This window comes from Nosocomiicoccus sp. HMSC059G07 (genome assembly GCF_001815515.1).
Classification (GTDB): domain Bacteria; phylum Bacillota; class Bacilli; order Staphylococcales; family Salinicoccaceae; genus Nosocomiicoccus; species Nosocomiicoccus ampullae_A.
In genome coordinates this window covers 78,771-89,770 of record NZ_KV820866.1, presented here as the reverse complement: position 1 = coordinate 89,770, position 11,000 = coordinate 78,771, and the positions used below count along the sequence as shown (strand labels likewise).

11 protein-coding genes are annotated in these 11,000 nt (G+C 39.0%); 1 reads left to right on the top strand and 10 read right to left on the bottom strand.

Going from position 1 to position 11,000, the window contains the following annotated elements; genetic code table 11:
• Nucleotides 1–248: 248 nt before the first annotated feature.
• The 10 genes from fabG to HMPREF3029_RS07765 form a co-directional block, all read right to left on the bottom strand.
• Nucleotides 249–986, bottom strand: a complete 738-nt coding sequence (gene fabG, locus HMPREF3029_RS07810; RefSeq protein WP_070710338.1) for a 3-oxoacyl-[acyl-carrier-protein] reductase — start codon at nt 984–986, stop codon at nt 249–251.
• Complete coding sequence (fabD, locus tag HMPREF3029_RS07805; protein ID WP_070710337.1) at nt 979–1,884, bottom strand: ACP S-malonyltransferase; 906 nt, start codon at nt 1,882–1,884, stop codon at nt 979–981. Before fabD ends, fabG begins: the two co-directional genes overlap by 8 nt.
• Nucleotides 1,877–2,857: a phosphate acyltransferase PlsX gene (gene plsX, locus HMPREF3029_RS07800; RefSeq protein WP_070710336.1), complete on the bottom strand. Its 981-nt coding sequence runs from the start codon at nt 2,855–2,857 to the stop codon at nt 1,877–1,879. Before plsX ends, fabD begins: the two co-directional genes overlap by 8 nt.
• Entirely contained in the window at nt 2,854–3,423 is a 570-nt protein-coding gene (gene fapR, locus HMPREF3029_RS07795) for a transcription factor FapR (protein ID WP_070710335.1), read from the bottom strand. Before fapR ends, plsX begins: the two co-directional genes overlap by 4 nt.
• 638 nt (nt 3,424–4,061) lie before the next feature.
• Entirely contained in the window at nt 4,062–4,691 is a 630-nt protein-coding gene (locus HMPREF3029_RS07790) for a sortase (RefSeq protein WP_040929204.1), read from the bottom strand.
• A 1-nt stretch (nt 4,692) separates the two neighbouring features.
• Complete coding sequence (gene recG / locus HMPREF3029_RS07785) at nt 4,693–6,654, bottom strand: ATP-dependent DNA helicase RecG (RefSeq protein ID WP_070710334.1); 1,962 nt, start codon at nt 6,652–6,654, stop codon at nt 4,693–4,695.
• Nucleotide 6,655: 1 nt separating this feature from the next.
• Complete coding sequence (gene sdaAA, locus HMPREF3029_RS07780; protein ID WP_070710333.1) at nt 6,656–7,534, bottom strand: L-serine ammonia-lyase, iron-sulfur-dependent, subunit alpha; 879 nt, start codon at nt 7,532–7,534, stop codon at nt 6,656–6,658.
• A gap of 3 nt (nt 7,535–7,537) precedes the next feature.
• The gene (sdaAB, locus tag HMPREF3029_RS07775) at nt 7,538–8,209 is read right to left on the bottom strand and encodes an L-serine ammonia-lyase, iron-sulfur-dependent subunit beta (RefSeq protein ID WP_068128824.1); all 672 of its coding nucleotides are present in this window, start codon (nt 8,207–8,209) and stop codon (nt 7,538–7,540) included.
• Between the two features lie 54 nt (nt 8,210–8,263).
• Nucleotides 8,264–9,910 (bottom strand): DAK2 domain-containing protein, encoded by a 1,647-nt coding sequence (locus HMPREF3029_RS07770; protein ID WP_070710332.1) that lies wholly within the window; start codon nt 9,908–9,910, stop codon nt 8,264–8,266.
• A gap of 19 nt (nt 9,911–9,929) precedes the next feature.
• The gene (locus HMPREF3029_RS07765; protein WP_040929209.1) at nt 9,930–10,295 is read right to left on the bottom strand and encodes an Asp23/Gls24 family envelope stress response protein; all 366 of its coding nucleotides are present in this window, start codon (nt 10,293–10,295) and stop codon (nt 9,930–9,932) included.
• 187 nt (nt 10,296–10,482) lie between these two features.
• Here HMPREF3029_RS07765 and rpmB point away from each other — a divergent pair, with 187 nt between their 5' ends.
• A complete protein-coding gene (gene rpmB, locus HMPREF3029_RS07760; RefSeq protein WP_040929210.1) occupies nt 10,483–10,671 on the top strand; it encodes a 50S ribosomal protein L28 in 189 nt (62 codons plus the stop codon).
• Nucleotides 10,672–11,000: the final 329 nt, after the last annotated feature.

Sequence of the window (11,000 nt, the reverse complement as noted above, 5' to 3'; positions counted from 1 at the left end):
TGACTCTCGCCGACGATAACCTCCATAGCGACGGAGAGTTTTTCATCTCGCCGACGATTGTCTCGAATCGACTGCGAAAAGTTTATTTCACCGTCGCAGATGAGACTATCAACAGAGAAACCTACCATCCGTCGCCCGACTACAACCATCTCATCACTCATTTAAAAGAATAAAAGCCACACCCCGCGAATGTTCGTGGCCGACCTTTATTTTCGGCACTGAAACTTGTGTTTATAATAACACAGCGGTTACGCCATGTACATTCCACCGTTGACGTGAATCGTTTGGCCTGTAATATAGCGCGCACGGTCTGATGTTAAAAATGATACAGCTTCTGCGATGTCTTCAACTTGACCGAACTGCTGTAATGGAATTTGTTCGAGCATTTTGTTCTTTAAATCGTCGCTTAATACGTCTGTCATATCACTTTCGATAAATCCTGGTGCGACTGCGTTTACTGTAATATTTTTACTTGCGAGTTCTCTTGCGACACTTTTCGTTAAACCGTCGACTCCTGCTTTACTCGCAACATAGTTTGCTTGTCCAGGGTTACCAAGGGTTCCGACGATACTTGAGATGTTGATGATACGTCCAGATTTCGCACGGATCATCATACGAGAGACGTTTTGAATGACGTTAAACGCACCCTTTAAGTTGACGTTAATAACATCGTCAAACATTTCTGGCTTCATACGCATAAGTAGCGTATCTTTTGTGATTCCTGCGTTGTTCACGACAACGTCGAGTTGACCATACGTATCTTTAATATGCGCGATCATATCTTTCACTTCATCGTAATTTTGTACTTGGCACTGATAACTTTCAGCGTTACCACCTTGTTCTTTAATCTTCTCTACAACTTCTTCTGCTTTTTCTTTATTCCCTGAATAGTTGACGATAACTGTATAGCCGTCTTCACCTAAACGTAATGCGACTGCGCGTCCGATACCTCTTGATGCGCCTGTAACTAATGCTACTTTACTCATTGTATTCATCCACCTCTTTAACTGTATCGATATGTGCTGTGTCTACTGACTTCGTAATCTTTTTAAGTAAACCTGTTTGAACTTTTTTCGGTCCAACTTCGACAGATTCAGTTACACCAAGTTCGACTGCTTTTTCGACACATTCTACGAAACGAACTGGCGACGTAATTTGTTGAATTAAATTTTGTTTAATAATTTCTTTATTAGTTTCTGGTTCTGCGGAAACGTTTTGTATAACAGGAATTTCTGCATCATTAAACGTAATATCTTTTAAGAACGTTTCGAACGAATTTTGAGCGTCTTTCATTAAGTGTGAGTGGAATGCTCCTGATACTTTTAGCGGAATGACGCGTCTCGCGCCGTGTGCTTTTGCTTCATCTATAAATAAATCGACTTTCGCTGCATCTCCAGAAATCACGATTTGGTCTGGAGCGTTAATGTTTGCTGGTGAGACTTTTTCTTCGTCATCACTGAGTGACTCACATAACGCTTCGAGCTTGTCTTTATCCATACCGATGACTGCAGCCATTTTACCGTCTTTTGCTTCACTCATTAAACGTCCGCGCATGGCGACTACTTTTACTCCATCTTCTAAAGATAAAACACCCGCATGCACTAGAGCTGGCAATTCTCCTAAACTATGTCCGATTAAGTAATCGCCTTTAATTCCCGTTGCTTTAAGCACCGCAAGTGAATGTGCAAATAATGCGGGTTGCGTGAACGCTGTATTATTGAGTCGTTCATCGTCTTCAGAAAACATGATCTCTTTTAAATCAAAATCAACGTAGCTAAAGATCGTATCGAGTAGTTCTTTTGCTGCGTCATTATGTTCATATAAATCCTTTGCCATTTCATGATACTGTGCCCCTTGCCCCGGGAACAAAACGAGTTTACTCATCTTCGAAAATCGCCTCCTTAATTTGTTCGATCGCGTCACTATTCGCCATTGTAATCGCGTTTCGAATCGCATTTTCTATTGCGAGAGCGTCACTTGAACCGTGCGCTTTTAAAACATGTCCATTTAAACCGAGTAACGGTGCACCGCCAAATTGACGGTAATCCATTAAGTCTTTTAATTGACCTAAATCTTTTTTAACGACGAGTGCAGATAACTTATTTAACATCGAAGATAAAAAGATTTTCTTCACTTCACCGAGTAAGCTACTTGCTGTTCCTTCGATCGTTTTAAGAACGATGTTACCTGTAAATCCGTCTGTGACACCGATATCGTATTTACCAGTTAATATGTCTCTCGTCTCAAAATATCCACTATAGTTTAAGTTTGAGTCTTGAAGTAACTGGTGTGTCTCTTTAGTCAGTGGTGTTCCTTTAATATCTTCACTACCGTTGTTGATGAGACCAATTGACGGATTTTTACGTCCACGAATGTTTTCCATATAAATAGACGCCATATGCGCAAACTGTAATAAGTGCTTTGGTTTATTTTCAGAGTTTGCACCGAGATCGAGCAAGAGCATGCCCTTGTTGTTCGTCGTTGGAATCATCGACGCGAGCGCTGGACGCTCGATGCCTTTAATACGTCCGATGACGAATAATCCAGCAGTTAGTAAGGCACCTGTGTTACCTGCAGATACGAAAGCATCTGCTTCCCCTTCTTTTACTGCTTTTGCCGCACGTACAATCGATGAATCTTTTTTACGACGAACTGCACGTACTGGATCGTCTTCACTTGTAATGACCTCTGTCACTTCTACGAATTTCACTCTATCGTGCGTCTCAGTCCAGCTACCTACTGTACCGAACGCTAAGATTTGAATATCTTCATATTTCTTTAATGCTGATTTAATACCATCGACAATTGCTTCTGGTGCGTGGTCTCCACCCATCAGATCGACTGCGATTGTTTTCATTCTATTTCACCTTCATTTTCAAAATGCATGACATAATGTCCAATAAATACTGTTTCATCTTTTACATATGATTCCACTAATATAAGTGCTTCATATGGTTTAATTTTTAATACGGTCGCTTTTGCGACAATCTTATCTCCGACTTTTGCCGGTTTTAAATATTTTACGTTTGCTTCCTTTGTCAGCACCTTCTTTTTACCGAGTACTGCCACAGCAAGTGAGTTTGCTTGACCAAATAGGAAGTGTCCGCGTGCGATATTATAATTTAAAAATGCGTGTTCTTTTTCAACTGTAAAAAACGAAGACGCTTGTTTGTTCACTTCAATTTGTACCAGTTCACCGATGACATCTTGAAGAGGAATACTTTTAATTTCTTCAGCATTCTTTTTAGCGACTGCTTGAACTCTGACACGCAGTTCTGGAATATTTAAAACAGAACGGTCCAGACGAATCGTTTGAATCGAAACGTTCAAATCGTTTGCGAGTGTTTCATCTGTTAAAAACGGATCTTCGTCCAATCGCTTCACAATTTCTAGACGGCGTTCATCTTTCTTTAACTTTGCCACATTATCTCCCCATTTAGTAGTTGGTGCTAAAATTAGTATATAAAATTAATGATTACTTTTCAATCTTTTACATTATTTCGGATGAAAAAACTCGTGAATTTCTTGTTGCGTTAAATTAATTGAGTGGTCGTTTACAGAAATGTGCGTTGTGTAAAATTGTTTTTTATCTTTTAACGTAAATGCATTTTGCGTAAAAGGGTTCGCTTGTACGTTGACGCAAACGCTCTAATCGTCAAACTAATCGCGCTACCTTTAACGTAAAAGCGATTTGCGTAAAATTAAGCGGGTTATGCGGGTCTTCGATGCGTCTCCTCCCGAATTTTCAGATGAAATACCTCAGGAATCTTGATTTGCGTTAAATTAATTGAATTGTCGTTTACGCAAATAAGCGTTGTGTAAAATTGTTTTTTATCTTTTAACATAAATGCGATTTGCGTAAAATGACTCACCAGTACGTTGACGCAAACGCTCTAATCGTCAAACTAGTCGGGTTGTCTTTAACACAAAAGCGATTTGCGTAAAATTAAGCAGGAAAAACCGCTTCTCCTCCCGAATTTTCCGATGAAAAACTACTCGCGTATTCCATTACGCGTAAAATAACACGACCAAGCAACCAGCAAAAACAAAAAAAGTGATTCTTACGAATCACTTTTGATTTCTGCTTGGACGATGAGTCGCTTTTCAAATAGTAACGTATCTGGGTTGTAGTCTTCACACGTGATGAGTGTTAATATTTGCGGGTCGCCTTCTGATTGTTGTAGTATATCGACGCGGTCTGGTGTGACTTCAAAGATGTCGGTAATTTCGTATTCTCGTTTACCGTCTCGGGTTATAATTTCTATCGTGTCACCTTTTTCTGCTCGGTCGATATAGTTAAATCGTATCCCGGCGCCTTCTACTCGGTGGCCAGCGATCGGCACGTTCTGCATGTCGAGACTATCTGTTGACTCTAACATACTGACGCCGTTTCTAAGTTTTTCTTCAGTTAATTCTCCGTAATAAATTGGCTCTGAAATTCCGGCAGATTCAATTTTGATAATCCCTGCCATATCGTCTTTAATTTTAACCCCTTGTTTGTCCCCGGGCTCAATTCCAGTAATAAACTTTTCTAATATATTTACATTGACGTTGTCATCACCGTTCTCGTAGGCTTCGATGATTCTATCGTTTACGATATCTGTGAAAAATGCACGGATATCTTGCCAGAAGAATAAGACAAGTGCCGTCATGATAAGTAGTACACCTAAAATTCTAGTAAATGATCTCATATCACTGCTCCTTAAATAGTTTAATGGCTTCACTTCTCGCAACTTCTAATATTCTATAGTCGTGTACGAGATCTGCAACTTTAAATTCTGGGAGCCCACTTTGTCTCACACCAAAAAAGTCTCCCGGCCCGCGCATCTCTAAATCTCTTTCAGAAAGGACAAATCCATCTGTCGTTTCTGTCATAATATTCATGCGCATTTGTGCTTGCTCAGTTTTACCTTCACTTATTAATATACAATAACTTTGTAAATCATTTCTACCTACACGACCTCGAAGTTGATGTAACGTTGATAAACCAAATCGCTCTGCGTTAAAAATCGTCATCACTGTCGCATTTTTAACGTTGATACCAACTTCAATGACCGTCGTTGATACGAGTATCGGTGTTTCAAGCGATTCAAAGCGCGCCATTGCTTTCGCTTTCTCCTCAGGTTTCATACGCCCATGGACGAGCTCGACTTTATCTTCACCGAACGTTTCTCTAAACATATGATACACTTCTTCAGTCGTCATTAAATCGAGTACTTCTGATTCTTCGATTAACGGCGCAACGACGTAAATATTACGTCCAGCATCCATTTCTTTTTTGATAAACGCGAGTACTTCGTCGATTTCTTTTTCTTTTTTCCAAAATGTTTTAATCGGCAACCTACCGGCAGGCATCGTCTTTATAAGAGAGACGTCCATATCTCCGAATGCTGTGATCGATAGCGTTCTTGGGATTGGTGTTGCTGTCATATATAATACGTTTCGACTTTTGGCTTTTTTAATTAATTTCTCTCGCTGATTTACTCCGAAGCGATGCTGCTCGTCGATAATGACGAGCCCTAAATCTTTAAACACGACGTCATCTTCAAAAAGTGCATGCGTACCGATAATTAAATCGATGTCTCCATTTTTTAATGCTTCTTTTATACGACGTTTTTCACTCGGTGTCGTCGTCCCTGTTAATAACTCGATTGTAAGCTCATCGTTAAACGATTCGACTAAACTTTCATAATGCTGATTTGCAAGCACTTCAGTCGGCACCATAATTGCACTTTGTTTAAGAGCAGTTTTAAGCGCATAAACCGAAATTCCAGCGACGATTGTCTTACCGCTTCCGACGTCCCCTTGCAGCAGACGGTGCATATTAAATTCACTAAGTAAATCTCTACAAATGTCGTTCACACTTGTCTTTTGATCTTTCGTCAATTCAAACGGTAACGTACCGATAAACCGCTTCAGCTTATCAATATCATATTTTATAATTGATTCTTTTTGTGGTACGCGTTCTTGCTTACGCTTTTCGATGATTTTTACTTGGAACATAAACAGTTCATAAAACTTCATCGTACGTCTTGCTTTTTGAAGTTCATCCATATTATCCGGAAAATGGAGATGATACAGCGTTTGTTTAATCGGCATCAGTTTATATTTTTTGATTAAATACTCCGGTAAATCTTGATTAAAAATATGTGTTCGAAACACTTCTTTTACGATATTACCAAACGTCTTATTATTCATCACTTTATTTAACGCATAGCGCATATCCATCGTATCGCCGTTCGGTTTTATAATACTTCTACCTGACATCTCTTGTTTAGGCTTATTAAATTTACCGTGGACGTTTATCGTATCTCCGACTTCGATTTGTTTTTTTAAATACGCCTGATTAAAAAACGTCACTTTTATGTAGACGTTGTTCGTTTCCATATGAAAACTCATCCGGTTTAACCCTTTTCGTAAATACGTCACCGTCGGCTCCGTTTTTACGACACCACTCACTGTAATGACTTCTTCTAACTTTACGGAATTCACGTCTGTCGGATTTTGGTCGACGTACGAATTCGGCAGATGAAAAACTACATCATTCACCGTATGAATACCAATACTATTTAATTTTTCTTCGGTCTTTTTACCGACACCTTTTAACGTTCCGATAGAAGCAGATGGCGTGATCACTTCATATAGCTCTGTCATATTATGACCCGATTAACTCTTTTTTCAGTCGTTCGCCTGTCGGAGTTGCTGCGAGTCCTCCGCGACCTGTTTCACGTAAGTGTGATGGCATCGTTAATCCGATTTTAAACATCGCTTCGACGACTTCGTCTGCTGGGATTCTAGATTCTATTCCAGCGAGTGCCATATCTGCTGCTGTTAGTGCGTTAGATGCACCAGCTGCATTACGTTTAACGCACGGTACTTCAACGAGACCTGCGACTGGGTCACAGACAAGACCGAGCATATTTTTAAGTGCGATAGAAAACGCATGTGCACACATTTCTGGCGTGCCTCCAGCCATTTCAGTGACTGCTGCAGCTGCCATTGCTGACGCACTCCCGACTTCTGCTTGGCATCCACCTGCAGCACCTGAAATACTCGCATTGTTCGCGACGACCATTCCAAATGCACCTGCTGTAAATAGAAACTTTACCATCTCTTCACGCGTTGTTTCTGGATATTTTTCTTTCATCGCAAATAATACACCTGGAACGACACCCGCAGACCCTGCAGTTGGTGTTGCACAAATTTGCCCCATCGCAGCGTTCACTTCATTTGTAGAAACAGCGTTCATAATCGCGTGTAGTGTTAAATTTCCACTTAACCCGCGACCCGATTCGATATAGCGTCTCATTTTTACTGCATCTCCGCCTGTTAGACCAGTTGTACTTTCTACACCTTCAAGCCCTTCTTTTACTGCATTTTCCATCGTGTCTAAGTTGTATTCCATCTGCTTATAAATATCGTCATAGGATAGTCCTGATGTTTCCATTTCTTGAGCGATCATAATATCTGCGATTGATTTTTGTTCAGTTTCTGATCTAGAAATCAGTTGGTTAATACTATTAAACTCTTGCATCTATTACGCCTCTTTTCCTTTTAATTCTATGACACGCTCGACACCTTCTACTTGTTCAATTCTCTTCACTGTCGATTCATCACATTTTGAATCGATTTCTATCGTCATAAGCGCAGTTTGACCGACTTCTTTACGCGATACGTTCATCGTTCCAATGTTGAGTGCTTCATCTTTTAAAATACTTGTAACGTTCGCAATCGTCCCGAAGCTATCTTTATGAAATACGAGTAGCGAATGTAAATTACCAGATAAAGAAATCGGATAGTCGTTAATAGAGACGACTTGAATCATCCCACCACCAATTGACACAGCTTCAACCATTAACGTGTCGTCTCCTTTAAATAAGTGGAGAATAGCTGTATTCGGGTGACTCTTTTCTTCTGGCATCTCTATGATTTTGACGTGCATATTTGCTTTTTCGGCTTCTTCGTAAGCGTTTTTAATTCTTGAATCTTCAGTACTAAACCCGAGCACTCCTCCGATTAATGCGACGTCTGTTTTATGACCTTTATATGTTTCTTTAAATGAACCGTATAAGTATATATCGACTTTGTCTGGCTGTTGTTTAAATAAATTACGTGCTGTTTGTCCAATTTTAACTGATCCAGCCGTATGAGAACTTGATGGACCAATCATCACAGGCCCGATAATATCAAACACACTATTATATTTCATAATTTCACCTCTTATTAAAAAACCACATCGATATTATCGATGTGGCTATATTGATTACTCTACAGAAATTAAATAACTGTATACCGGTTGTTTACCGTCGTGAATTTCAAATTCAACGTCATGCGATTCTTCAAACTGTTCAGCGAGTGCTTCAACGAGTGCTTCATCGCTTCCTTCACCTGTGAAGATCGTTACGATTTCTGAATCGTCATCGATCATTGTTTCAAGTAAGTTTTCAAGCGTGACTTTGACGTCTTTATTACATGAGATAATTTTCCCATCGACGATACCCATATGTTCGTCTTTTTTAATTTCAACGTCATCGATTTTCGTATCTCTTACTGCATACGTCACTTGACCTGTTTTCACTTGGTTCATAGCGTCGATCATCGTCTCTTTGTTTTCTTCGAGACTTGCATCTCCATTAAACGTAAACATTGCAGACACACATTCAGGAATCGAACGTGTCGGAATTACAACAGCCTCTACATCTAATAGTTCAGCTGCTTGTTCTGCTGCCATGATGATATTTTTATTGTTCGGCATGATGATAACTTCTTCGACGTCGTCATCTTTAATAATATTGACGATGTCTTCAGTTGATGGATTCATCGTTTGACCACCGCTAATTAAGTGTGTAACACCGATACTCTTAAGGAGGGTATCAATACCTTCTCCACTTGATACTGCGATAATTGCCGTTTTAATTTTTTCTTTTTTCTTTTTCGCTTCACGTTTAGCTTCTAACGCTCTAAACTGTTCGCGCATGTTTTCGATTTTAATCTTAATGATTTCACCGTACTCTGCACCGTATGATAGTGCTTCACCTGGACGGTCTGTGTGTACGTGAACTTTTACGATTTCATCATCGTTAATAACGAGTAATGAGTCACCGAACTTATCCATGTCGTTTCTAAATGATGTTTCTTCGAATGGTTTTTTATCTTTACCGAAACGTACCATGAATTCTGTACAAAAGCCGAATTCGATATCGTCGACTGACATAAACTCATCAAATTCGTGTTCATCGTTTACGAACTCTTCTGTATTGACAGGCTCTCCTGAAGTGCTTGACGTCTCTTCTACGTCTTCACCTTTTAACGCTTTTAAAAATCCTTCATAAACGTATACGAGTCCTTGTCCACCTGAGTCGACAACGCCCACTTCTTTTAGAACTGATAATAGATCTGGTGTACGTTTTAAAGATTCTTTCGCTTCTTCTAAAACAGCTTCCATAATTTTAACGATATCTGTTTCGTTTTTAGCGACTTCTTCTGCTTTAGCGCCTGAGTCTTTAGCAACTGTTAAAATCGTACCTTCAACAGGTTTCATAACTGCTTTATATGCAGTTTTCACACCTGCTTGGAATGCTTCACTAAATGCATGATGATCGATTTCTGCTAACTCTTCGACGTGTTTAGAAAACCCTCTAAATAATTGAGATAAAATAACGCCTGAGTTTCCTCTTGCGCCCATTAATAACCCTTTAGAGAAATGTTTCCCAACTTCACCGACATGGTTGCTCGTTAAATTTTCTACTTCAGAAGCACCCGATACAATAGATAACTTCATATTCGTTCCTGTGTCTCCATCCGGTACTGGGAAGACATTCAGTGAATCAACATATTCCGCATGCTTTTTTAAATTTTTCGCACCATTTAAAATCATCTTGCGAAAGAGTTGTCCATCTATTTTATTCATTTTTAAAAATCCTCCCTAACTACTCATCCGAATCAATGATTCTGACACCTTGAACATGAATATTCACAGAATCAATTTTTAGTCCTAATGTTTTTTCTAACGTATACTTAACTGTAGATTGTACGTTCGATGCAACTTCTGAAATCTTCACACCGTAAAGTACAATAATATATAAATCAATTTTTAAATTTTCGTTTTCATTATCTACGACGACACCGCGTGCGTAGTTCTCTTTACCAAGTAATTCCGCAAAGCCATCTCTAAATGTTTTCGATGCCATACCAACAACGCCGTAACTTTCACTTACGACGCCACCAGCGATATTTGCGATTACATCTGTAGACACTTCAATCGTGCCAAGTTCATTATTAATTTTTAGTGACATAAACTCACTCCTAATTCATCATTTTATTATAGATTTAAACACACTATTTGACAACCCCTGTTCAAATCAGCATGATTAAATACAACGATATTATATTTGTTATTGTGTTTTAAACGATATTCATGTATTATATTATAGTATTCGCAGATAAGAATTATCAATTAAAAACAATGAAGGGGTGGGACGAATGGCTAAAGTATGTTACGTTACAGGTCGTCGTGCTAGATCAGGTAACAACCGTTCTCACGCACTAAACGCAAGTAAAAGAACTTTTGGTGCTAACTTACACAAAGTAAGAATTTTAGTAGATGGCAAACCTAAACGTGTTTGGGTTTCAGCTAGAGCGTTAAAATCTGGTAAAGTACAACGCGTATAATTAAAATAATAAAAGAGATTTGTGCGATAGAATCGTACAAATCTCTTTTTTTGTGTATACACATGCAAGATTTTGGGTTGGATCTGTGACTTTGGTCGGAGTAGGTTTTTATTCTTCTATATTAGTTGAATTTTTGGTTTAATTTTACGCAAATACAATTTGTGTTAAAAGGGTTGTGCGTGCGTTGACAATTAGAGTTTTTGCGTGCAATTATCTAGGCACCCTTTGACGTATTTCGAACTTGTGTAAAATTAAATTTATTTCGTTCACGCAACGGGCGTTTCCGTTAAAGGCACCTTCGTTAATTTAACAAGATGAAAAACCGAGCT

Bases quoted from the DNA above. Each gene is read 5' to 3' on its own strand.
- fabG (WP_070710338.1), bottom strand. From the start codon at position 986: ATGAGTAAAGTAGCATTAGTTACAGGCGCATCAAGAGGTATCGGACGC.
- fabD (WP_070710337.1), bottom strand. From the start codon at position 1,884: ATGAGTAAACTCGTTTTGTTCCCGGGGCAAGGGGCACAGTATCATGAA.
- plsX (WP_070710336.1), bottom strand. From the start codon at position 2,857: ATGAAAACAATCGCAGTCGATCTGATGGGTGGAGACCACGCACCAGAA.
- HMPREF3029_RS07790 (WP_040929204.1), bottom strand. From the start codon at position 4,691: ATGAGATCATTTACTAGAATTTTAGGTGTACTACTTATCATGACGGCA.
- recG (WP_070710334.1), bottom strand. From the start codon at position 6,654: ATGACAGAGCTATATGAAGTGATCACGCCATCTGCTTCTATCGGAACG.
- sdaAA (WP_070710333.1), bottom strand. From the start codon at position 7,534: ATGCAAGAGTTTAATAGTATTAACCAACTGATTTCTAGATCAGAAACT.
- sdaAB (WP_068128824.1), bottom strand. From the start codon at position 8,209: ATGAAATATAATAGTGTGTTTGATATTATCGGGCCTGTGATGATTGGT.
- HMPREF3029_RS07770 (WP_070710332.1), bottom strand. From the start codon at position 9,910: ATGAATAAAATAGATGGACAACTCTTTCGCAAGATGATTTTAAATGGT.
- HMPREF3029_RS07765 (WP_040929209.1), bottom strand. From the start codon at position 10,295: ATGTCACTAAAAATTAATAATGAACTTGGCACGATTGAAGTGTCTACA.
- rpmB (WP_040929210.1), top strand. From the start codon at position 10,483: ATGGCTAAAGTATGTTACGTTACAGGTCGTCGTGCTAGATCAGGTAAC.